This window comes from Priestia sp. TRN 1309, assembly GCF_050846875.1.
GTDB lineage: Bacteria > Bacillota > Bacilli > Bacillales > Bacillaceae_H > Priestia > Priestia zanthoxyli.
Genome location: NZ_JBOZGM010000003.1, coordinates 26,225 through 49,339, shown reverse-complemented (window position 1 = coordinate 49,339; position 23,115 = coordinate 26,225). Strand labels below are relative to the sequence as shown.

Here is a 23,115-nt window from a genome sequence, read left to right as displayed (position 1 = left end):
TCTGCAATTCTAGAGTTAGTGTGATATAATAGCTTAGTTATTACAAGCATAGGAGTGAAATGCGTGAACATTCGTAAAGATTTACGTAATATTGCCATTATTGCCCATGTAGACCATGGGAAAACAACGTTAGTAGATAAATTATTACATCAGTCCGGAACATTCCGTACTAATGAGCATGTTGAAGAACGTGCGATGGATTCAAATGACCTTGAGCGTGAGCGTGGAATTACAATTTTAGCGAAAAACACAGCTATTAATTATAAAGATACGCGTATCAACATTATGGATACGCCAGGACATGCTGACTTCGGTGGAGAAGTTGAGCGTATTATGAAAATGGTAGACGGTGTTCTACTTGTAGTAGACGCATACGAAGGATGTATGCCTCAAACGCGCTTTGTATTGAAAAAAGCATTAGAGCAAAACTTAACGCCGATTGTTGTTGTTAACAAAATTGACCGTGACTTTGCTCGTCCAACTGAAGTAGTTGATGAAGTAATTGACTTATTTATTGAACTAGGTGCAAGTGAGGAACAAATTGAGTTCCCTGTTGTTTATGCTTCAGCAATCAACGGAACGGCTAGCACGAACCCAGAAAAGCAAGATGAGAACATGTCATCTCTATTTGACTCAATCATCGAGCACATTCCAGCACCAGTAGACAACAGCGACGAACCACTTCAATTCCAAGTGGCAATGCTTGACTACAATGACTATCTTGGTCGTATCGGTGTAGGGCGCGTATTCCGCGGAACAATGAAAGTAGGCCAGCAAGTTGCATTAATGAAGCTTGACGGTACGGTAAAACAATTCCGCGTAACAAAATTATTCGGTTTCCTAGGCTTAAAGCGTGTTGAAATCGAAGAAGCAAAAGCAGGAGACCTGATCGCTGTATCAGGAATGGAAGACATCAACGTAGGTGAAACAGTATGTCCGTTTGACCACCAAGATGCACTGCCAATTTTACGTATTGATGAACCTACTTTACAAATGACGTTCTTAGTAAACAATTCACCGTTTGCTGGTCGTGAAGGTAAATTTGTTACATCTCGTAAAATTGAAGAGCGCTTAATGTCTGAACTTGAGACAGATGTAAGTTTACGCGTGGAAAATACTGATTCACCGGATGTATGGGTCGTTTCAGGACGTGGAGAACTTCATTTATCTATTTTAATTGAAAATATGCGTCGTGAAGGATATGAGATTCAAGTATCAAAACCTGAAGTAATCGTTCGTGAAATTGATGGCGTTCGCTGTGAGCCAGTTGAACGTGTGCAAATCGACGTGCCTGAAGAACATACGGGTTCTATTATGGAATCAATGGGTGCTCGTAAAGGTGAAATGGTTGATATGATTAACAACGGCAGCGGTCAAGTTCGTCTGATCTTTATGGTTCCTGCACGTGGTTTAATCGGTTATACAACTGAGTTCTTATCGTTAACTCGTGGATTCGGTATCATTAACCATTCATTTGATAGCTACCAACCAATGCAGCAAGGTCAAGTTGGAGGTCGCCGTCAAGGTGTGCTTGTTTCTATGGAAAGCGGTAAATCATCTACTTATGGAATCCAAGGAGTAGAAGACCGCGGTACAATTTTCGTGGAGCCAGGTACAGAAGTATACGAAGGTATGATCGTAGGAGAACACACTCGTGAAAATGATATCGTTGTTAACATCTGTAAAATGAAGCAAATGACGAATATGCGTTCTGCTAACAAAGATCAAACAACAGGTATGAAAAAACCTCGTATTATGTCTTTAGAGCAATCACTTGAATATTTAAACGAAGATGAATATTGTGAAATCACACCAGAATCTATTCGTCTACGTAAAAAAATTCTTGATAAAAATGAACGTGAAAAAGCAGCGAAAAAGAAAAAATACGCTGACACGAAATAATAAAAAAAGGAAGTCGTTAGCTTTATTTGCTAGCGGCTTGTTTTTTATCAATTATATCAGAATTTTCTATTTTTTGAAAGCGTTTTATAAAGAGAGAATTTGGAAAGGAAAAAGGTGGCTTATATCGAATAATGTAAAGTAAGGAATAGGGGGAAGGAAGATGGATGTAAAAGAACACCTTTCATTTTTTGCTGCTTTGTATCAAGTAGATGAACATGCAAAAATAGGAATGTGGCTGTTATACTTTACTATTTTAGGGCTATCTGTTCTCGTGTACAAACTCGGGTTTGCAAAGAAGCTGCCGCTTTTAAAATCTGTGGTTATTTATCTATTTTTAGCTTTTGGATGTACGATTTTAACGTTTTTAGGCATTTTTTTACCTGTAGCTGAAGGGCTAGTGGTTGCAGCGCTTGTATTAATTATTTATAAAATACGGCTGTATCAGGCTAAAAAGCAAAACTCCACGTTGGGTTCATAAAAGACTACATAAAAAGACGCTTGTAGCTACAAGCGTCTTTTTAGTATGATATAGCCGAAGACAAGAGCGGCTGCGAAAATTAAATGGCCAGCTGTCCAATAAAAAATTGCTACTGCATCATCCACTGCAGGCGTAGGCTTAAGCGCAAGGAGCGTCAACGGAAAATACAAAGGAATGGTTGGAAGTGTTAATAAAAAAGAACACAATACGATTTTTCGAATAGACATATTGTTTAATTTACCTACTATGTAAACAAAAACGATCCCAATTGCAACGGCAATGAATAAATGAAAAACAAACTCCACCCATTCAGGCCATTGAATAGGGCCAATGATAGGAATAAAATCAACATTTAATAAAAGGGTATAAACTTGTTTGCCGGTTAGCCATTCTATCCATTTCAAACATAACCCAAGGATAATCCCGCTGAACATGCCGATACTTATTCCTAAACGGAGCACCTTACCAATCCTCCTCTGTCTTTTTCGACTCATATAGTTTAAAGTTACCAGTAGCTATGCGTTCTTTTGTTCGTTTTTCAATCCGTTCAGAACATTCATTGCACATATATGTATGGATAGGACGGTTGCGCAGTCGTTTTGCCACGAGCGTTTCATCCTCAATTGTTTCAATTTTATCGCACATGACACATTGTACTCTCATTTCTATCACCTCAACTTCTCTATACATCATTCTAGCCGAAAATTCTTGTTTTATAAAGTTTTTTTGCGGTGCTATCTCTCAGGAGAAAAGGAACGATAGGAAAACATTCCTAAAGAAGCAGGTAATTTTGCTTGTTAGCTCGAAGATAGTAACTAGTAAGTACATAAACAGTAGGAGGGATGAAAATGGCCAACGAAGTCGAGACTCAATTAGTAGATGCATTATACGATGAGCTACAGACAGAGAGATTTGCAACCATTTCAACTATTGATTTTGAAACAAACGCTCCAAATGTTAGTGCCATTTCGTGGTTAGTAGCTCCGACTAAACAAAAAATTCGATTTGCCGTAGATGTCAAATCGAGGATTGTAGAAAACATTAAACATACGAATAAAGCAGTGGTAAATATTCTTGCTAATGAATCATGCTACTCAATCAGCGGAATAGCTGAGGTAGTGCAGGAAAAGTTAGAAGGAGTAGCTTTAAAGCTGACACTAATTGAACTAGATATTAATGAAGTAAGAGATGTCATGTTCTATGGCTCTAAGATTTCAGTAAACCCTTCATATGAAAAGACCTATGATCCAGTAGCAGCCGCTAAACTCGATAAGCAAGTAATTGAAGCGATAAAAAAAGCTTAGCAGCAGCCTGCCGCTAAGCGACTTTCTTATTCATTTTTTTGAAGATGATTATTAGATTGTTTTTCCTGCTCATTCTTTAAATTTTGCTCTTGTTTATTATTTAATTTTTGATTGTTTGTATCTGTTGAACTAGGATTTCGGCGGATTTCTTCTGCAAATTCAGGCATCACTCGGTTTACAATGGCTGCTAATTCATCTAAAAATCCTGTAACCGGCCGACCTTTGCGAATTTCATTTCCAATTTGTTTTAGCCGAGCGACCGTATCAGGATCTGCAATAACAACAGAGTTAGCGCCGTACGGATCAGCTTTCAGACCTTCGGCAACTGTATATTTGATTGAACTTACTTCTGAACGATCAATATCTTTGCCGACGTCAATGCCTACGATTGCATACTTGCCGAGCACAATGGCAGTAGCATCATTTACATTCGGAACGCTTGAAGCCAGTTCAACTAAATGCGCTGATATTTCATTAGCAGTACGCTTGTGAGAGCGTTCAGGAGATGAATTTTTGACCTGTACAATTCGATCTGTCTTTTGCCCTTCTTCAACGTCTGCTTGATTATTGTTGCAGCCGGTTAGTGTAATAAAACATAAGCTAATGGATAGAAAAAATTTGTTCATGTGGGAGACTCCTCCTTATGAATGACTCATTTTTTGTAGTAATTTGTATTTAGTTTCTAATAGTTCTTCTATCTTTATACACGTGTTCATATATTTAAAGAAAATGGTCCGTCCATTTAAGGTCACTTCACACATGTGCGTTACATAGTATATAAATGGATGGGTGCCTTGTTTCACTCCTTACAGGAAAAACAATCGGAGTAGGAGGCTGAATTATTGGGAAAAATTTATGTATTAGATACGAATGTTTTATTACAAGATCCGCATTCAATTTTTTCATTTGATGATAACGAAGTAGTGATTCCAGCCGTTGTACTAGAAGAAGTTGATTCGAAAAAAAGAAATATGGATGAAGTCGGACGAAATGCAAGGCAGGTATCCAAACTCATTGATAACTTGAGACAACATGGAAAGTTATATGAGAAAATCCCGTTAGAAAATGGGGGCCATTTGCGAATTGAACTCAATCATCGCTCTTTTCAACAGCTTCAAGAAATCTTTGTAGAAAAAACAAATGATAATCGAATTTTAGCTGTTGCTAAAAATTTATCCCTTGAAGAGGAAACAAAAGAAGATGGACGTGAAGTGATACTAGTGAGTAAAGATGTGTTGGTACGTGTGAAGGCTGACGCAATCGGTTTAAGAGCAGAAGATTTTTTAAGTGATCGAGTAGTGGAATTCAATAGTATTTATACAGGCTTTTCAGAAGTCTATATTGCAAAAGAACTGCTGAGTCAATTTTACGAAAAAGGAGAGCTGCTAACGTCTCAAATTGCAAACCACTCCTTTTTTGCAAATCAATTCTTAGTGATGAAAGATGCATTTGGAGGATCCGGATCAGCCATCGGCATTGTCGATCAAACAACAACGAAAGTAAAAAAACTTTTATTTGAATATGATCATATATGGGGAATTAAACCTCGAAATGTTCAGCAAATTATGGCGTTAGAACTTCTTCTTAGAGACGACGTTCAACTGGTCACGTTAATTGGAAAGGCAGGTACGGGGAAAACGCTGCTTGCTTTAGCTTCAGGACTTATGCAGACGGAAGATCTAGGGTGTTTTAAAAAGCTGCTTGTAGCTCGTCCAATTGTTCCTTTAGGGAAAGATATTGGATTCTTGCCAGGAGAAAAGCAGGAGAAGCTTCGTCCATGGATGCAACCAATTTATGATAACCTAGAGTACTTATTCAACACTAAAAAACCTGGAGAACTGGATGCGATTCTAGCGGGTCTGAGTTCAATAGAAGTGGAAGCCTTGACGTATATAAGAGGCCGAAGCATTCCGGAACAGTTTATTATTATTGATGAAGCACAAAATTTAACGAAGCATGAAATTAAAACAATTTTAACAAGGGTAGGGGAAAAGAGTAAAATTGTGCTTATGGGAGATCCGGCTCAAATTGATCATCCTTATTTAGATGAGTATAACAACGGATTAACGTACGTAGTTGAAAAGTTTAAAGAGCAAAAAGTATCGGGCCACGTTCGGTTAATCAAAGGAGAGCGCTCCGGGCTAGCACAATTAGCAGCTGATATTCTTTAAAAAAAAGTGGGGTTCCTTTTGGAACCCCACCTTTTTTTATTATGTAACGATGATTTCTTCCACATATTTAATAGGGTTATTTCGGTTAGATCCATCCGGTAAATAGACATAGATAGGCCCGTCTTCTCTAAGAGGCTTTCCGTCTTGGCTGAAACCAAAGATTAGTTTTTGCGCTTCTTCTAATGAAAAAGAAATCAGCGCGTCTTTTGTTTTAAATGAAACGTTGGTAGCGTCTTCAGTAGGTGAAGCGTTTGCTAGAAAAGGTGCAAATAAAATCCCAAATGTTCCATTTACTAGCTCCTGTTTTTTGAATTTCTTTTCGGTTTTTAACGTAGGAGGAAAGACGGCTCCTTCTTGAATTTCACGGTCCCAATGCTTAGAAACAGCCTTTGTGTACGCTTCTGTCTCGTCTTTTTGCTCCGGTGGATGTTCAAAGAAAACGTCCATATCGAGCTTGCGGTCATCGAAAATCCACACGCTTGGGTCGAGTGTCAGCGTATATTTTACTTTTCCTTTTAACATAATAATTGAATTCATCATAAATGCCCCCTTGCTAAAAGTATAAGCGCTTTCTCCTTATTTGTCACTTTGATGAAAAAATTTAGTTGAGAGTGATTCTCGTATGATATAATGTAAGAGTCAACGAAAGTGCGAAATTTCCTACATCTATGGTAATGGTTTTGAGAAAGTAACAGTATAAAAAAGACGGCCAGCCTCACGGACATGTTTATCCTTGCTTTTTTGGAGCATAGCCTTTAAAATTGAGAGATAGATTAGGTAATCGCTCGCGAACGGAGGGATTGAGTTTGACGCCTGAGACAATGATAGATCATCGTGAAAAAGCGTATGCGTTGTTAAAAGCTGATGCAGATAAGATTTTGCAATTAATTCAAGTTCAAATGGATAACTTAACAATGCCACAATGTCCTCTTTATGAAGAGGTTTTAGATACACAAATGTTTGGTTTATCAAGAGAAATTGATTTTGCAGTTCGTCTTGGTTTAATTGATGAACGTGTTGGAAAAACATTGCTAGACCGCCTCGAGCGTGAACTTTCTGCACTGCATGAAGCGTTTACAAAAAAATAAAAATCACGCGATCGAAACTCAAACTATATACAAACGTAGTTTGAGTTTTTTATTACAGGTGGTTGAAATTTCCTAATTTACTCAAATTTGTACATAAAAAATGAAACGAAACAGAAACACGTCATTTTTAAAGGAAGAGGGTTATGGTAAAAAAAATATTTAGGCATTTTGACTATTCAATTGTAATTCCAGTGCTGCTTCTTTGTGCGGTTGGACTAGTTATGGTTTACAGTTCAAGTATGATTGTAAGTATTACAAGATATCATACGTCAAGTGATTTCTTTTACAACAGACAAAAAATGTGGCTTGCTTTTACGCTTGTATTGTTCATTTTAACAATGCTAACACCTTACAAGCTGTATCCTAAAATACTGCCTTATGCGATTCTGGGCATTTTTGTACTGCTTTTGCTTGTGTTTGTAATGGGGCATACGAGTAACAATGCGCAAAGTTGGCTGCAGCTTGGCGGAGCAAACATGCAGCCGGCTGAGTATGCCAAGCTTGTTGTCATTTTATACTTATCGTATGTTTTGTCTAAAAGGCAAGAGTATATTGACAACATCAAAAAAGCTTTTTTTGGACCTATGGGTCTTGTATTTCTAATATTAGGTTTTGTAGCGATTCAGCCTGACCTTGGAACGGGATCAATTATTTTTGCGATTGCCGTTACCATTATGCTATGTTCGGGAATCTCTAAAAAAACCTTTTTCCGCATGCTAGCACTAGGTATTATTTTGCTTACGGTCATTATTACGATTGGTTTTTTTACAGGTCAGTTTACTGCCAATCGAATCGGCCGTTTTACCGGTGCGTCAGATCCGTTTGCTAATGCTCAAGGAACCGGTTATCAGCTGGTTAATTCATATTTAGCAATAGGTACAGGAGGCTTAAAAGGCCTTGGTTTAGGAGAAAGTGTACAAAAGTATGGTTATCTTCCTGAGCCCCATACCGATTTCATTATGGCCATTATTGCAGAAGAATTAGGATTCTTTGGAGTTATGCTCGTGCTGGGCCTTTTAGGCTTCTTAATTTTCAGGATTTTAATGCTGGCTAAAAAATCTCAGGATCCGTTTGCTAGCATGATTTGTATTGGAGTAGCCAGTATGATAGGTATTCAAACAGGCATTAACCTTGGAGGGCTTACGGGACTCATTCCGATTACCGGCGTCACGCTTCCGTTTATCAGTTACGGAGGGTCTTCGCTACTAACGCTGATGGTATCTATGGGAATTATTGTAAATATTTCGTTTTTCGTAAATTATCAAAATAAAAAACAGAAAAATACGGAAAATATTGTGCTACATCCGAACAATACATCAACAACAAGTGATTGATTTTCGTAAAAAAATTGTGTAAAAAAAGCAAAAATTTATTGGAATTTTATTATTTTCCATTGATTTTTGCTTTTCTTTTATCCAATTTTGCTATATATTGAAGTTTATACGAAATTGAGAGGAGATTAGCAACATGAGTTTTGTAACTAAAAAAATCAAAAAAGTATTAGTAGCAAACCGAGGAGAAATTGCGATTCGTGTATTTCGAGCATGTACTGAACTGAATATTCGGACTGTTGCAATTTATTCGAAGGAAGACGCAGGTTCTTATCACCGTTACAAAGCGGATGAAGCCTATTTAGTAGGAGCGGAGAAAAAGCCGATTGATGCTTATTTAGATATAGAAGGCATCATCGACATTGCTAAGTCTCATGATGTAGATGCTATTCACCCTGGCTATGGTTTTTTGTCAGAAAATATCCAATTTGCAAAACGTTGCGAAGAAGAAGGCATTATTTTCATTGGCCCAAAATCCAAGCATCTTGATATGTTTGGCGATAAAGTAAAAGCACGTCATCAGGCTATTCAAGCAGATATTCCCGTTATTCCTGGTACAGATGGTCCTATTGATTCAATTGACGAAGCAAAAGAATTTGCTAATCAGCATGGATATCCTCTAATGATCAAAGCAGCTTTGGGCGGAGGCGGTCGAGGCATGCGTATCGTTCGCGATGCAGACAGCCTGAATGAATCTTATGATCGTGCCAAATCAGAAGCAAAAGCGGCTTTTGGTAATGATGAAGTATACGTCGAGAAACTAGTTGAAAATCCAAAACATATTGAAGTGCAAATTTTAGGTGATGAACAAGGAAATGTTGTGCACCTTTACGAACGCGACTGTTCAGTGCAGCGTCGTCACCAAAAAGTAGTAGAAGTAGCACCAAGTGTTTCTATAGATGAAGACTTACGTCTCCGCATTTGTGAAGCAGCTGTGCAGCTGATGGAAAAAGTGCAGTACATAAATGCTGGTACAGTAGAATTTTTAGTATCAGGAAACGATTTTTATTTTATTGAAGTAAATCCACGTGTTCAAGTAGAGCACACAATTACTGAAATGATTACAGGTATTGATATCGTTCAATCGCAAATTTTAATTGCGGACGGCTACGCACTTCACAGCAAGGAAGTGTCTATTCCTGCACAAGACCAAATTCACGTACATGGATATGCAATTCAATCTCGTGTAACGACAGAAGACCCGTTAAATAACTTTATGCCGGATACGGGTAAGATTATGGCTTATCGTTCTGGCGGCGGTTTTGGCGTACGTTTAGATACGGGAAACAGCTTCCAAGGTGCTGTCATTACGCCGTATTATGATTCACTGTTAGTAAAAGTAACAACATGGGCCTTAACATTCGATCAAGCCGCATCAAAAATGGTACGGAACTTAAAAGAGTTTCGTATTCGTGGAATTAAAACCAATATTCCATTTCTTGAAAATGTAGTAAAGCATGATAAGTTCTTAACAGGCGCTTATGATACATCCTTTATTGATACAACGCCTGAACTTTTCGTCTTCCCTAAGCGAAAAGACCGCGGAACTAAAATGCTTACATACATTGGGAATGTTACGGTAAACGGATTCCCGGGTGTATCGGAAAAGAAAAAGCCAATCTTTACGAAACCGCGTGTTCCTAATGTCGATATAAAACAACCAATTCCAAACGGAACAAAGCAGATTTTAGATGAAAAAGGCGCTGAAGGGCTAGTAAATTGGGTGAAAGAACGCAAGGAAGTGCTATTAACGGATACAACTTTCCGTGATGGCCATCAGTCTCTTTTAGCAACGCGTATTCGTACAAACGACTTAAAACAAGTAGCTAACCCAACTGCACGCTTGCTTCCGGATTTATTTTCTATGGAAATGTGGGGAGGAGCAACGTTTGATGTCGCTTATCGATTCTTAAAAGAAGATCCGTGGGATCGCTTGCTTACTTTACGTCAACAAGCGCCAAACGTTCTTTTCCAAATGCTTCTTCGCGCGTCAAATGCGGTTGGATATAAAAACTACCCTGATAATGTAATCAAGGAATTTGTTGAAAAATCAGCTTATGCAGGTATTGATGTTTTCCGTATCTTTGACAGCTTAAACTGGGTGCAAGGAATGACTCTTGCAATTGACTCCGTTCGTCAAACAGGGAAGATTGCAGAAGCAGCGATGTGTTATACAGGTGATATTTTAGATCCGACGCGCCGTAAGTATGATTTGGATTACTACAAGAACTTAGCAAAAGAGCTTGAGCAGTCTGGAGCACATATCCTGGGCATTAAAGATATGGCGGGTCTTTTAAAACCACAGGCAGCTTATGATTTAGTATCGGCTCTAAAAGAAACGGTTGATATTCCAATTCACCTTCATACGCATGATACAAGCGGAAACGGTGTATACACGTACGCAAAAGCAATTGAAGCAGGTGTAGACATTGTAGACGTAGCCGTAAGCTCAATGGCAGGCTTAACGTCTCAGCCGAGCGCTAACTCTCTTTATTACGCATTAGAAGGTGCGGACCGCAGACCAAATCTGGATATTAAAAATCTAGAAGAGCTTTCTTACTATTGGGAAGACGTGCGAAAATATTACCAAGACTTCGAAAGCGGGATGAATGCTCCTCATACGGAAGTGTACGAGCATGAAATGCCAGGCGGTCAATATAGCAACTTACAGCAACAAGCAAAAGCAGTTGGTTTAGGAAACCGCTGGGATGAAGTAAAAGATATGTATTCACGCGTGAATTTGTTATTTGGTGATATTGTAAAAGTTACGCCATCATCAAAAGTAGTTGGAGACATGGCATTGTTTATGGTTCAAAACAATTTGACAGAAGAAACGCTGTTTGAGCGCGGTGAAACGCTTGACTTCCCGGATTCCGTTATTGAATTGTTTGAAGGGTATTTAGGACAGCCTCACGGGGGATTCCCTAAAGAGCTTCAGCGCATCATTCTAAAAGGCAGAAAACCTATTACAGTTCGTCCTGGAGAACTGTTAGAAGATGTGGACTTCGATGCAGTGAAAGAAAAGCTATTTAAAGACTTAAATCGTCAAGTGACGAGTTTTGACGCCATTGCTTATGCACTGTATCCAAAAGTATTTATGGATTATCACAAAGCAGTCGAACAATACGGAGACATCTCTGTTCTTGATACACCGACTTTCCTATACGGCATGCGTTTAGGAGAAGAGGCTGAAATTGAGATTGAAAAAGGAAAAACCTTAATCGTTCGCCTTGTATCCATTGGAGAACCGCAGGCAGACGGTACGCGAACAGTATACTTTGAATTAAACGGTCAGCCTCGTGAAGTCGTGATTAAAGACGAAAGTGTCAAAACAACCGTTACGGCAAAACAAAAAGCCGACCAAGGAAATCCGGCCCACATTGGCGCTTCAATGCCTGGAACCGTTATTCGAGTAGTAGTAGAAAAAGGCGATAAAGTCTCAAAAGGTGATCACTTAATGATCACAGAAGCAATGAAAATGGAAACAACCGTGCAAGCACCATTTGACGGCGTGATTAAACAAGTACACGTATCGAATGGAGATGGCATCCAGCCGGGAGATTTATTAATTGAATTAGAAAGCTAATCAAAAAAGGTACGAGCTCAGAGCTCGTACCTTTTTTAATTAATTATGTGTATGACGCGTTGCAAGTAAGGTCAAGTAGCTTAATACACCGAATAGGAAAGAGATAATTAAAGAATGAGCAAGCGCGAGCTCTAGCTGCAGACGTGTGACAACAACAAGCATACCGGAAACCGCCTGAAAAATAACTAGAATGAGAGCAGCTAACCATCCGTAAAAAATATTTTTTTGATGACGATAATATTTAACTGCATGGATAAAGGCAGCTAAAATCCATACAAACGTTAAAACAGCAGCGGATCGATGTCCCATTTGAATCCACTGATTCAAATCAACGGGTAGCCAACCGTTTCCGTTTGAACAAAATGGAACGTCTGGACAGGCTAAGCTAGCTTCTTTATGGCGAACAAGCGCGCCCGTGTACACAACGGCATATGTGTATAAGATAACCCCGTAAATATGTTTTTTCATTTTAGAGCCTAGCTGCATGTTAGCTGTGTCGAGCTTTTGATCCACTTCAAAGATGATAAGTGTTAACAGCAGCACAGAAGCAAACGAAATAAGGGAAATACCAAAATGAAGAGCAAGCACCGCATCTGATTGCCCCCACATAACGGCAGCGGCCCCAATTAATGCTTGCAGTACTAGGAAGAAAAAAGAGATAAACGCTAAAGGTCTAACTTCTTTTATATGTCCTAGTGAAATCCACGCCCATACGCATAAAGCGAGTACAAGAAAGCCCGACACGCCAGAAACTAAGCGGTGGCTTAATTCAACAACGGTTTCAAATGTTAAAGGGTCGGGAATGAGCTGTCCGTTACACAGAGGCCAAGAATCTCCGCACCCGTCTGCTGAACCAGTTTTCGTAACAAGAGCACCGCCAAGTAGAATAAGTAACATGGCTATGCTCGTCACAACGGATAAAAACTTTAATCCAAGTCGCACAATAATCACCATCCTAAAAGCAAAGTAAGTAATATAACGAGCTAAACATTTTATTCTAATCTTTTTGTATATTAAACATAAATTTCATTTATTCTCCATAAACTTGATTGAATTTGTTATAATGGTAGAAAGTGTAAGGTTTGTTCATGAGTTTGACTCTGCAGATATGTAAAAGGTACCGTACAGAAAACTATTTTACTTGCAGAAATATCTTTTAACAAGTGACAGGGACATGCATTTAGCTCATGACAAAAAAAATCCATATTTTTTTCATGAATTCTTCACAAAGTAACGGCAAAATATGGTTTAATAAACATGAGAAATAGATAATTCTCTACTATTTTATCGTTTACATGTGAAGCTTTTAAGTAGTTTCGGTGAGAGGAATATGACTTCTTTGTGAACAAAGAGGAGATTTTTGTAAAAATATGTTGAAAACGCCTTCATTTATAGACTCTTTATTTACTAGATAAAAGTCTGTGGATGAGTAAAGGAGGAAGCGCCATGGAAGATTCAAAAATGGTGGAAGATTCAACGCTTTCTGCATCGCCTAACACAGCTCATGTAAGCGAAAATAGTTCCATTTGGTCAGATTTTTTAGCTGCGATTAAAATCGGAATAGTCAACTCAAATTTCATCACCACCTTTACTGGTTTTTGGCTAGCTCTTTTCTTCAACGAACAACACTTCTTAGAAAACCTGGATAAAGCATTTTTTACTTTAATAGGTTCTTCACTTATCATCGCCGGTTCATGCAGTTTGAACAATTACATAGATCGTGACATTGACCCTCTAATGGAACGAACAAAGGGACGACCTACAGTGACAGGAAGTTTTACACCTTTGACGGTCCTTGGGATTGGAATCGGTTTGACGTTAACCGGCTTGCTTATGCTACTAGTTGTTTCTTCCATAGCCGCTCTCATCGGATTAGCAGGAATACTTACATATGTAGTTCTTTACACCATGTGGTCCAAAAGACTATACACAATTAATACAGTAATCGGAAGTATATCAGGCGCTGTCCCGCCATTAATTGGATGGGCCGCTATCGATCCCAATTTACACGTAGTGGCTTGGGTATTATTTTTAATCATGTTTATTTGGCAGCCGCCTCATTTTCTAGCTCTTGCTATGCGAAGATGTGAAGAATATCGAGCAGCGGGAATCCCTATGTTGCCTGTTGTACATGGTTTTGAGCTTACAAAACGACAGATTCTCATTTGGATTGCTTGTTTGTTGCCATTACCTCTTTATTTATACGAATTAGGCATTCCATTTCTAATTTTGGCCACTGTTTTAAACATAGGATGGCTATTTTTAGGATTTGCTCAATACAATAAACAAGAAGACACAAAGTGGGCTAGCATGATGTTTGTCTACTCACTAAACTATTTAACTATTTTATTTGTCTCAATGATTGTCGCAACGCTTTTTGCCTAGATAAAATCTTTCACTGAATGCGACGCTGCACAAGGGGGATTTCTTCTACATGTAGAATTCATTATAGAAGGAATAAGTTTTATGCTCAAGAGGGCATAGATGAAATCACGTCAATGAAAGAGAGGTTGGGGAATGGTATGAAAAAATGGCGATTGAACTTTCGTGTTTTGTCGTTATTTACGCTGCTTGCATTCGTGTTATCGGCCTGTGGAAAACCGTTTTTGTCAACACTTAAGCCTGCAGGTGAGGTAGCTGAAGAACAATATTCGCTTATGCTTCTTAGTACAGCCATCATGGTTTTAGTTATTATTGTGGTCACCATTATCTTTATATTTGTTATTCTGCGCTTTCGCCGTCGTAAAGGCGAAGAAAACGTGATTCCAAAGCAAGTGGAAGGAAGCAGAAAGTTAGAAATTATATGGACAGTGATTCCTATCTTGCTGCTCATTATTTTGACTGTTCCAACGGTCATCTCAACATTTAAGCTAGCGGACGTAAAAGGAATGAAGGACAAAGATGCTGTCGTAGTAAATGTGCGTGCTAACTTGTACTGGTGGGAATTTGAGTATCCTAATCAAAAAATTATTACATCCCAAGATCTAGTTGTTCCAACGGATAAAAAAGTCTACTTTAATATTAAAGCTTCTGACGTCAAGCACTCATTCTGGATTCCTTCAGTTGGAGGAAAGCTCGATGCTAACACAGAAAATGATAATAAATTCTGGCTAGTGTTTGATTCTAAAAAATCGAAGGAAGCTAACGGGGTTTTCTACGGAAAATGTGCTGAGCTTTGCGGTCCATCTCATTCTCTTATGGACTTTAAAGTACGGGCTGTATCAAGCAATGAATTTGATACGTGGGCAAAAGATTTGAAAAAGGCAAAGCCTGATGTAGAAACAGCATCCGCAAAAGCGGGTCAAGAGGTCTTTAATGAAAGCTGTATCGGATGCCATGCTGTTGATGTCAAAGACAATCGTCCGGAGCAAGCTCGTCAAGCACCAAACTTAGCCGGTTTTTCTGAACGTGAGCGTGTAGCTGGAGTGCTTCCTCACAACAAGGAAAATATCAAAAAATGGTTAAAAAACCCTGAGAAAGTTAAGCCGGGTAATAAGATGAGTGGTACATATCCTGACTTAACTGATGAACAAGTAAATGAGCTAGCAGACTATTTAATGAGTTTAAAAGAAAAATAAACGTCCAGTCGTTTTTAAAAGGGGAGGTTTAGCGATGAGTACACTCAGTCAAAAGAAGGGTGTAGGTGGAATAATTTGGGACTTTATGACAACCGTTGATCATAAAAAAATCGCCATTCTTTATTTAATTGCCGGCGGTATCTTTTTTCTAGTCGGAGGAGTGGAAGCGCTATTTATACGTATTCAGCTGGCTATACCAAGCAATGACTTTGTTAGTGCAGGAACGTATAATGAAATTTTAACAATGCATGGAACAACGATGATTTTCTTAGCTGCCATGCCGCTTCTTTTTGCTATGATGAATGCAGTTGTTCCGCTGCAAATCGGAGCTCGAGATGTAGCATTTCCATTTTTAAATTTGTTAGGTTTTTGGTTGTTTGCCTTTGGGGGACTCTTTTTAAATCTAAGCTGGTTTTTAGGAGGAGCACCTGATGCAGGTTGGACATCATATGCTTCGCTGTCTATTGCATCGCCTGGTCACGGAATTGATTTTTATGCGATAGGTTTGCAGATTTCCGGAGCCGGGACATTGATTTCAGGTATCAACTTTCTCGTAACAATCATTAACATGAGGGCGCCAGGTATGACTTATATGCGTATGCCGCTGTTTACGTGGACGACGTTTGTTGCATCAGCTCTTATTTTGTTTGCGTTTCCAGCACTGACGGTTGGATTGTTTTTAATGATTTTTGACCGCTTGTTCGGTGGAAACTTTTTTGACGCCACAATGGGTGGAAATACGATTATCTGGGAACATCTTTTCTGGATATTCGGTCATCCGGAAGTATATATTTTAATTCTTCCAGCGTTTGGTGTTTTCTCGGAAATTTTACCTACTTTTTCAAGAAAGAGATTATTCGGATACTCGTCGATGGTTTTTGCTACCGTATTAATCGGATTTTTAGGGTTCATGGTGTGGGCTCACCACATGTTTACAACCGGACTTGGTCCGATTGCAAATGCCATTTTTGCTGTCGCTACGATGGCCATCGCCGTTCCAACTGGAATTAAAATTTTCAATTGGCTGTTTACGCTTTGGGGAGGAAGTATTGAGTTTACGTCTCCAATGCTTTACGCTGTCGCCTTTATTCCGTCATTTGTTATCGGGGGAGTAACAGGAGTTATGGCAGCTGTAGCACCTGCAGATTATCAATTTCAAGATTCTTATTTTATCGTTGCTCACTTCCATTACGTTATCGTAGGCGGTGTCGTATACGCTATATTAGCAGGTGTCACATACTGGTGGCCAAAAATGTTTGGCAAGATGTTAGATGAAAAGTTAAGCAAAGCAACGTTCTGGCTCTTTTTGATTGGTTTCCACTTAACGTTCTTTATTCAGCATTTCTTAGGTCTAATGGGGATGCCTCGCCGCGTATGGACGTTCTTGCCTAATCAAGGTCTCGACCTTGGGAATGCAATCAGTTCATCAGGAGCTGCTTTCATGGCGGTTGCTACGCTCATTTTACTTGTTAACATTATAAAAACCACTGCCAAAGGACAAAAGGTAGGAGGAGATCCTTGGGGAGACGGACGTACATTAGAATGGGCTATTTCATCTCCGCCACCAGAGTATAACTTTAAACAAACGCCGCTTGTACGCGGGTTAGATGCATATTGGATTGAAAAAATGGCAGGAAATAAAGAAATGACGCCAGCCGAACCTCTTGGTGATATTCATATGCCAAACTCATCGTTTATTCCATTTATGATATCGCTTGGGATGTTTATTGCAGGGATTGGCTTTTTGTATCGAAATGATCATGCGTGGGGAGATGTTGTAGGGATTATCGGAATGATCGTCATGTTTTTATCGATGTTCTTCCGTTCATGGATTGATGATCACGGCTTTCATATTCATAAAGAAGACTTAGTTGATGATGACAAGGAGGCGAAGATGTAATGGAGACTGAACAAAAGCTAACCGCTGAAACTTTCCCTGCTTCGCCTGAAAAAGCAACGCTTGAAGGGAAAAATAAATTCACCGGCTTTTGGCTCTTTTTAGGCGGGGAGACGGTTTTGTTTGCTTCACTTTTTGCTACTTATTTAGCTTTGCGCAATTCAACGATGTCAGGACCTAAGCCGGAAGAATTGTTTGATATTAAGCTTGTTTTTGCAGCAACCATGATTTTATTAACAAGTTCACTAACAAGCGTATATGCTATGTATCATATGAAAAATTTTGAGTTTAAAAAGATGCAGCTATGGTTAGGCGTTACGTGGCTTTTAGGTTTAGCGTTTTTAGGGCTAGAAATCTATGAGTTCAGGCATTATGTTCATGAAGGGCATACGTTTACAAGCAGCGCATTTGGTTCTTCTTTCTACGCGCTGGTTGGGACACACGGAGCTCACGTAACGTTCGGACTGCTTTGGATTGGTTCTTTGATGATTCGAAATGCGAAGCGGGGGCTAAACTTATATAACGCTCCTAAATATTATGTCGCAAGTTTATACTGGCACTTTATCGATGTTGTGTGGGTCTTTATTTTCACGGTTGTATATTTAATGGGAATGGTGGGATAAGCTGATGACGACAAATCAATCAAACTCAGATAACCCAAGGCTCAATTTAGAATATCGTAAAAAAAGAAACGCAGAAGATATGAAGATGCAAGTTATCTCTTTTGCAATGATGTTGTTTTTAACACTAATTGCTTTTTTTGCGGTTTATCAAGAGTTTAGCGGATGGTACATTATGCCGGTGATTGTGCTCTTGGCGGTTGTTCAAGTCATCTTTCAACTTTATTATTTCATGCATATGAACCACAAAGGACATACCATACCAGCATTTTTCTTGTATTCAGGCGTATTGGTAGCTCTTTTAACCATTTTAGCTTTTGTAACCATTATTTGGTGGTAAAGAAAAGGGCTGGCATGCGCCAGTCCTTTTCATCATCTGTAGAAGGAGGAATAGACGTTGATTAACAATTTGCAGATGTTTGGTTTTGAAGCACTTTGGAGCCCTTACTATTTTTTAACCATTTGTCTGGTGACCGTCTTATATTTTTTCATCGTTGGTAGATGGAGAGGGAATTTTATAGGAGCGGCGGCCGTAGACAGAAAAACAAAAGCGTATTTTGTTATCAGCATGGTTCTTTTGTATATATGTAAAGGAGGACCTGTAGATTTACTAGGGCACTTTATGTTTAGTGCTCATATGACGCAAATGGCAATTGTTTACTTGGTGATTCCCCCGCTTTTTATTTTAGGAATTCCACCGTGGTTAGCTCGTTCTGTTATTTATGTAAGAGGGGTTAAACCTGTTTTTAAATTTTTTACAAAGCCCTTAATTGCTTTACTATTATTCAATGGGTTATTTTCTTTGTATCATATTCCGCTGCTTTTTGATGTTATTAAAACGGATATGACGCTTCACGGAATCGTGAGTGTTGTATTATTTATCGCTGCATTTTGTATGTGGTGGCCACTCATTAATCAGCTAGAAGAAGAACAAACGCTAAGTTCTTTAAAAAAGCTTGGATACATTTTTGCAGATGGCGTACTTCTTACTCCAGCGTGCGCGCTGATTATTTTTGCAAACCATTCTTTGTATGCGACGTATACAGACTCAAGCGCTTGGGTACAAGCTCTTTCCCTTTGTGTACCGCCTTCTATGATTGCAAGTTTAGGGCAGCTTGCTCCTGAGATGTTTAATACGCTGCCACCCGTGGAAGACCAGCAGCTAGGCGGCGTTATTATGAAGATCATTCAAGAAATCGTGTATGGAACGGTTTTAGGCTTTATTTTTTTTCAGTGGGCTCGAAAAGAACGAGAGAAAGATACGTACATGCCTGATTTTACTGAATCTCAAGATATAAAACCAAAGGAATTTCCGTCTACTCCTCCTTTGAATTAAAAAAAGCGCAGTCTGATTACTGCGCTTTTTCTAATTCTATAGCTGAACGGTTTCAAGCTGTGATTTGATTTGTGTTAATATCTTTTCACACTGTTCTACAAGGGATGGCGGGAAATATTCTCCGTCTCCATATTCTACACCGTGAGGATAATAATGTTTGCCTAATAGAGGTGTCATAAGGTGAATAACAGCATGCCTGCCCCCTACATCGCCTGAAATAGCATGTCCTTGGACTCGCAAATAGAAGGTATCTCGCTGAAACTCGAATTTTCGATCGTACGTGACGCGTTCATAATCCCATTGTCCGGCGCGGACCAGGCCAAATTGATGCATAATCTCATCTAATAAATCTAAATCTACCTTTAATGAATCAAACTTTGCATATTCAAATTTCATATGAACTCCCTCCCAAAACAGATATACCCCAACTAAATCATAAGCCGAATGGATAAAACTTGCAATATCTAATAAGGAAAAATGTAAACGTTATCTATTTTTATTTAAACGTTTTAAATGCGAAAGTTTACTAAAAAGTTGGTCACACTATAAAGCGAACACACTATGTAAAGGAGGATAAAACAATGAAAACTGTACAAGAGGTAATGACAGCTGATACGGAAACATGCACCACGCTCGATAACGTATATGAAGTGGCAGTGAAAATGAAGGAATGGAATGTAGGCGCAATTCCAATTGTCGATAGAGATCAGTTAGTAGGAATGATTACAGATCGAGACTTAGTTATAAAAGGCATTGCAGAAAAGAAGCCAAATTCAAGTAAAGTAACGGATGTTATGAGTGAAGAGCTTATAACTATTACAGCGGAAGCCTCTGTAGAAGAAGCTTCTAAGCTTATGGCTCAACATCAAATCCGTCGTCTTCCTGTTGTGGAAAATCAAAAGCTAGTCGGGATTGTTTCGCTAGGTGATTTATCAACGTTTCGCTATGCAAATGAACGTGCAGGAGAAGCGCTCTCAGACATTTCAGAACATACGCATTAAAAAGCGAAAGCCAACTGTTTGCAGGATATTCGTAAATAGTTGGCTTTTTCTTTTGTTTCCTTCATACCGATAGCTATTTTTTTTTGAATGCATGTATAATAGAGATAAAAATAAGTTAAACAGGTAAAGAAAACAGGTGTAAGGAGAGGAAGAAAAGCTGAAAAAAGTTATTTTTATTCTCGTATTAATAGTGGCATTTGTATACGCGGAGGATTATTTACCTCAGCTAGAAAAATATCTAACGGGTCAAAATATTGAGCAAAACCAAACGGATTCCAAAAGTCAGCCCACCCAAGAAGTGGCTTCTTATGAAAAACAAAGTGAAAATATGATGAGGCTCATTGGAGATCATTCAGAACAGTTAATTGGAATGCTTGGAGAGCCGGATCGTATTGATTCTTCTGCATATGGCTATGACTGGTGGATTTACAAAAAGAATCGTCAAACGTATGCGCAGGTAGGAGTAGAAAATAATCAAGTCGTATCCGTATACGTCATTGGTTCAAAAACAAATACAGATCCTTTTGAGATTGGTGAGAAGCGAGAAGAAGTGGAAAAAAGAGTTTCACTTTCATCCGAACTCACGCTTCAAAAAGACGGAAATGAATACCGATTTCGTCTGAGTGAAGAGGATATGAAAATGCGTCCAATTATTAAATATGGAGATGTATACGTCCAACTATATTTTGATCAGTTCCTTAATACAATCTCAAGTATTCGAATTATGGATATGGACACGCTATTAAAACAGCGTCCGTACGAAATTGTTTATCGCGGCGAGCTTCCAACAGCTCCGTCATTGACAGCAGAGGAGTGGAAAAGTGTCCAAGAAGGAGAAGAGCAGCAAATTATCGATATTACAAATGTAATTCGAGACCGTTTTCAGCTGTCACCTTTAGCTTGGGACGAAGCCACTGCGGGAGTAGCTTATTTACACAGCAAAGAAATGAGTGACTTAAACTATTTCTCTCACGTTTCACCAGCACAAGGTGATTTAGGCAACCGTCTGCAAAAAGGTGATGTAGTATACCGTATCGCGGGCGAAAATATTGCCTCGAATTATCAGGATGGAATCGCTGCGGTTGAAGGGTGGCTTAATAGTGAGGGACATCGTAAGGCTTTACTCAATAAAGAGTTTACGCGTCTTGGTGTAGGTGTATATGAGAAGTATTATACGCAAAACTTTATCACTCCGATGAATGAATAGTAAGATTAAAACTTCCTTTTGAAAATAGGTCTACTCTTGTCCTCTTTCTCATAAGTTTTAGTAGAGGTTAGAGGAGGGACGAGAATGAAAGGAAGAATAGTAGGAATATTGCTCGTACTTTTCTTTGCATATACGACTACTGTACATGCAGCTGAAGGGCAGTGGGAAAAGCTTGATAACTTATCTGATCAAACGCTATCGCTTGTAGAGCAAAAGGAGTATAAAGCAGCCCAACATTTGTTCAGAAATTTTTCGAATGAATTTACCAGTCTCAATACAGCTTCTTTGGGCGTATCGGCCGAAGATATACGTATTTTAACTCTTTGTTATGAACAGGTAGAAAGGTCTCTTTTATCTTCTGATTCCAGTGATGAAGAACGTCTTCAAAAAGCTACTCAATTTCGATTATTAGTCGATGCGCTGCACAGCAAGCATCAGCCTATGTGGACTGAACTCGAAGGCAGTATGCTAGCAACATTTAAAGAGATGCGAAATGAAGCAGTAAAAGGAGAACAGGCGGCTTATGAAGCGCAGCTTAAGCAATTTTTAAAGGAATATGATATGATCTTACCGAGCGCGCAGGTAGACGTGTCGTCTCCCTACGTACAGCGTGTGAGCGCAGACGTTCACTTTTTACAAAGTGAAGGAACGCTAAGTGAGATTAACGATGACCAGTTCAACCAAATGGAACAAAATTTAAAAGATTTTTTTGAACAAGTAAAAGAAAATCGTACGGACCCGTCTTTTATTTGGGTTACAATCACCACCGGAAGTATTATTATTGCTACACTTTTTTATGTAGGAGCGCGAAAGTATTTCGCTGACCAGAAAAGAAAGTCAGCCAGAGGGCGTAATGATTGACGTAAAAGCGCAGAATTGTCTAAAATAAAAGAGTAGTCAAACACATAATGAAAGGTGTGGGTAAATGAGCTTTTTGATTTATTTTCTCATTATTATCCTTGTGCCAATTTGGGCACAGTTTAAGGTGAGAAGTGCTTACAAAAAATATTCACAAGTAAGCAACTCATCAGGAATGACAGGCGCAGAAGTAGCAAGAAAAATTTTGGATGAAAACGGATTGTACAACGTTCACGTAGAGCCTGTAGGCGGATTTTTATCCGATCACTACGATCCTCGCTCAAAAGTCATTCGTTTGTCAGAAGACAACTATTACGGAACGTCTGTCGCAGGCGCTGCCGTTGCGGCTCACGAAGTGGGACACGCGATTCAAGACAAAGAAAACTATTCGTTTTTACGCCTTCGCCACTCGCTTGTGCCGGTGGCAAGCCTTGGATCAAACGCTTCTTGGATTTTAATTATGATTGGAATTATCGCGTCGATTAAGCCGTTGCTATTGTTAGGTATTATCTTCATGGCAGCAGCGGTCGTATTCCAAGTTGTAACACTGCCTGTTGAATTTAACGCTTCAAGCCGAGCGATGACGCAAATCGTCTCAGTCGGAGCGATTCGAAATGATGAAGAGCGCGAGACGCGCAAAGTGCTTAACGCAGCGGCTTTAACATACGTAGCAGCCGCAGCAGTAGCAGTTCTTGAGTTGGTTCGTTTAATCATGATTTATACAGGAATGAATAACGACGACTAATAAAAAAATACCG

General features: G+C 39.1%; 23 protein-coding genes. 17 read left to right on the top strand and 6 right to left on the bottom strand.

Features of this window, described 5'->3' with window-relative positions:
* Positions 1 to 63: 63 nt before the first annotated feature.
* Together typA and ACRPLQ_RS12540 are read left to right on the top strand one after the other, a co-directional pair.
* Complete coding sequence (gene typA, locus ACRPLQ_RS12545) at positions 64 to 1,902, top strand: translational GTPase TypA (protein WP_013056066.1); 1,839 nt, start codon at positions 64 to 66, stop codon at positions 1,900 to 1,902.
* 160 nt (positions 1,903 to 2,062) lie between these two features.
* Positions 2,063 to 2,380, top strand: a complete 318-nt coding sequence (locus ACRPLQ_RS12540; protein ID WP_013056067.1) for a YlaH-like family protein — start codon at positions 2,063 to 2,065, stop codon at positions 2,378 to 2,380.
* 26 nt (positions 2,381 to 2,406) lie between these two features.
* Here the strand turns inward: ACRPLQ_RS12540 and ACRPLQ_RS12535 are convergent, their stop codons facing one another.
* A complete protein-coding gene (locus ACRPLQ_RS12535; RefSeq protein WP_033578411.1) occupies positions 2,407 to 2,841 on the bottom strand; it encodes a hypothetical protein in 435 nt (144 codons plus the stop codon).
* Between the two features lies 1 nt (position 2,842).
* Positions 2,843 to 3,043 carry a YlaI family protein gene (locus ACRPLQ_RS12530; RefSeq protein ID WP_013056069.1) on the bottom strand — a complete coding sequence of 67 codons (201 nt, stop codon included), beginning with the start codon at positions 3,041 to 3,043 and terminating at the stop codon, positions 2,843 to 2,845.
* A gap of 185 nt (positions 3,044 to 3,228) precedes the next feature.
* On the opposite strand from ACRPLQ_RS12530, the gene ACRPLQ_RS12525 reads away from it, so the two are divergent.
* The gene (locus ACRPLQ_RS12525) at positions 3,229 to 3,684 is read left to right on the top strand and encodes a pyridoxamine 5'-phosphate oxidase family protein (RefSeq protein ID WP_028414102.1); all 456 of its coding nucleotides are present in this window, start codon (positions 3,229 to 3,231) and stop codon (positions 3,682 to 3,684) included.
* Between the two features lie 26 nt (positions 3,685 to 3,710).
* On the opposite strand, the gene ACRPLQ_RS12520 is transcribed toward ACRPLQ_RS12525, so the two are convergent.
* Positions 3,711 to 4,310: a YhcN/YlaJ family sporulation lipoprotein gene (locus ACRPLQ_RS12520; RefSeq protein WP_013056071.1), complete on the bottom strand. Its 600-nt coding sequence runs from the start codon at positions 4,308 to 4,310 to the stop codon at positions 3,711 to 3,713.
* A gap of 216 nt (positions 4,311 to 4,526) precedes the next feature.
* Here ACRPLQ_RS12520 and ACRPLQ_RS12515 point away from each other — a divergent pair, with 216 nt between their 5' ends.
* The gene (locus ACRPLQ_RS12515; protein ID WP_013056072.1) at positions 4,527 to 5,855 is read left to right on the top strand and encodes a PhoH family protein; all 1,329 of its coding nucleotides are present in this window, start codon (positions 4,527 to 4,529) and stop codon (positions 5,853 to 5,855) included.
* Between the two features lie 39 nt (positions 5,856 to 5,894).
* Here the strand turns inward: ACRPLQ_RS12515 and ACRPLQ_RS12510 are convergent, their stop codons facing one another.
* Positions 5,895 to 6,395, bottom strand: coding sequence for a hypothetical protein (locus ACRPLQ_RS12510; RefSeq protein WP_014460988.1), 501 nt, complete (start codon positions 6,393 to 6,395; stop codon positions 5,895 to 5,897).
* Positions 6,396 to 6,676: 281 nt separating this feature from the next.
* Between ACRPLQ_RS12510 and ACRPLQ_RS12505 the strand changes: the two genes are divergently transcribed.
* From ACRPLQ_RS12505 to pyc, 3 genes are all read left to right on the top strand, one after another.
* Complete coding sequence (locus tag ACRPLQ_RS12505) at positions 6,677 to 6,943, top strand: YlaN family protein (RefSeq protein WP_370506486.1); 267 nt, start codon at positions 6,677 to 6,679, stop codon at positions 6,941 to 6,943.
* Between the two features lie 143 nt (positions 6,944 to 7,086).
* On the top strand, positions 7,087 to 8,277 hold the full coding sequence (locus ACRPLQ_RS12500; RefSeq protein WP_014460986.1) for an FtsW/RodA/SpoVE family cell cycle protein: 1,191 nt from the start codon (positions 7,087 to 7,089) through the stop codon (positions 8,275 to 8,277).
* 133 nt (positions 8,278 to 8,410) lie between these two features.
* A complete protein-coding gene (gene pyc / locus ACRPLQ_RS12495; protein ID WP_033578413.1) occupies positions 8,411 to 11,860 on the top strand; it encodes a pyruvate carboxylase in 3,450 nt (1,149 codons plus the stop codon).
* Between the two features lie 39 nt (positions 11,861 to 11,899).
* On the opposite strand, the gene ACRPLQ_RS12490 is transcribed toward pyc, so the two are convergent.
* Positions 11,900 to 12,802 carry a COX15/CtaA family protein gene (locus ACRPLQ_RS12490; protein WP_028414098.1) on the bottom strand — a complete coding sequence of 301 codons (903 nt, stop codon included), beginning with the start codon at positions 12,800 to 12,802 and terminating at the stop codon, positions 11,900 to 11,902.
* A gap of 504 nt (positions 12,803 to 13,306) precedes the next feature.
* On the opposite strand from ACRPLQ_RS12490, the gene cyoE reads away from it, so the two are divergent.
* The 6 genes from cyoE to ctaG all read left to right on the top strand — a co-directional run bounded on the left by cyoE (position 13,307) and on the right by ctaG (position 19,291).
* Positions 13,307 to 14,245, top strand: coding sequence for a heme o synthase (cyoE, locus tag ACRPLQ_RS12485; protein ID WP_432236035.1), 939 nt, complete (start codon positions 13,307 to 13,309; stop codon positions 14,243 to 14,245).
* A gap of 137 nt (positions 14,246 to 14,382) precedes the next feature.
* Positions 14,383 to 15,438, top strand: a complete 1,056-nt coding sequence (coxB, locus tag ACRPLQ_RS12480; RefSeq protein ID WP_028414096.1) for a cytochrome c oxidase subunit II — start codon at positions 14,383 to 14,385, stop codon at positions 15,436 to 15,438.
* A 34-nt stretch (positions 15,439 to 15,472) separates the two neighbouring features.
* Complete coding sequence (gene ctaD, locus ACRPLQ_RS12475) at positions 15,473 to 17,338, top strand: cytochrome c oxidase subunit I (protein WP_432236034.1); 1,866 nt, start codon at positions 15,473 to 15,475, stop codon at positions 17,336 to 17,338.
* A complete protein-coding gene (ctaE, locus tag ACRPLQ_RS12470) occupies positions 17,338 to 17,958 on the top strand; it encodes a cytochrome c oxidase subunit III (protein ID WP_013056081.1) in 621 nt (206 codons plus the stop codon). Before ctaD ends, ctaE begins: the two co-directional genes overlap by 1 nt.
* A 4-nt stretch (positions 17,959 to 17,962) precedes the next feature.
* Complete coding sequence (ctaF, locus tag ACRPLQ_RS12465) at positions 17,963 to 18,295, top strand: cytochrome c oxidase subunit IVB (RefSeq protein WP_014460982.1); 333 nt, start codon at positions 17,963 to 17,965, stop codon at positions 18,293 to 18,295.
* Between the two features lie 57 nt (positions 18,296 to 18,352).
* Complete coding sequence (ctaG, locus tag ACRPLQ_RS12460) at positions 18,353 to 19,291, top strand: cytochrome c oxidase assembly factor CtaG (RefSeq protein ID WP_047751379.1); 939 nt, start codon at positions 18,353 to 18,355, stop codon at positions 19,289 to 19,291.
* Positions 19,292 to 19,327: 36 nt separating this feature from the next.
* Here ctaG and ACRPLQ_RS12455 read toward each other — a convergent pair whose 3' ends face one another.
* The gene (locus ACRPLQ_RS12455) at positions 19,328 to 19,687 is read right to left on the bottom strand and encodes a YugN family protein (RefSeq protein ID WP_013056084.1); all 360 of its coding nucleotides are present in this window, start codon (positions 19,685 to 19,687) and stop codon (positions 19,328 to 19,330) included.
* Between the two features lie 185 nt (positions 19,688 to 19,872).
* On the opposite strand from ACRPLQ_RS12455, the gene ACRPLQ_RS12450 reads away from it, so the two are divergent.
* The 4 genes from ACRPLQ_RS12450 (at position 19,873) to ACRPLQ_RS12435 (ending at position 23,102) form a co-directional block, all read left to right on the top strand.
* Entirely contained in the window at positions 19,873 to 20,292 is a 420-nt protein-coding gene (locus ACRPLQ_RS12450) for a CBS domain-containing protein (RefSeq protein WP_028414093.1), read from the top strand.
* Positions 20,293 to 20,482: 190 nt separating this feature from the next.
* The gene (locus ACRPLQ_RS12445; RefSeq protein WP_028414092.1) at positions 20,483 to 21,499 is read left to right on the top strand and encodes a CAP domain-containing protein; all 1,017 of its coding nucleotides are present in this window, start codon (positions 20,483 to 20,485) and stop codon (positions 21,497 to 21,499) included.
* A gap of 84 nt (positions 21,500 to 21,583) precedes the next feature.
* Positions 21,584 to 22,360 carry a sporulation protein YpjB gene (locus ACRPLQ_RS12440; RefSeq protein ID WP_034266841.1) on the top strand — a complete coding sequence of 259 codons (777 nt, stop codon included), beginning with the start codon at positions 21,584 to 21,586 and terminating at the stop codon, positions 22,358 to 22,360.
* Positions 22,361 to 22,424: 64 nt separating this feature from the next.
* A complete protein-coding gene (locus tag ACRPLQ_RS12435) occupies positions 22,425 to 23,102 on the top strand; it encodes a zinc metallopeptidase (protein ID WP_013056088.1) in 678 nt (225 codons plus the stop codon).
* Positions 23,103 to 23,115: the final 13 nt, after the last annotated feature.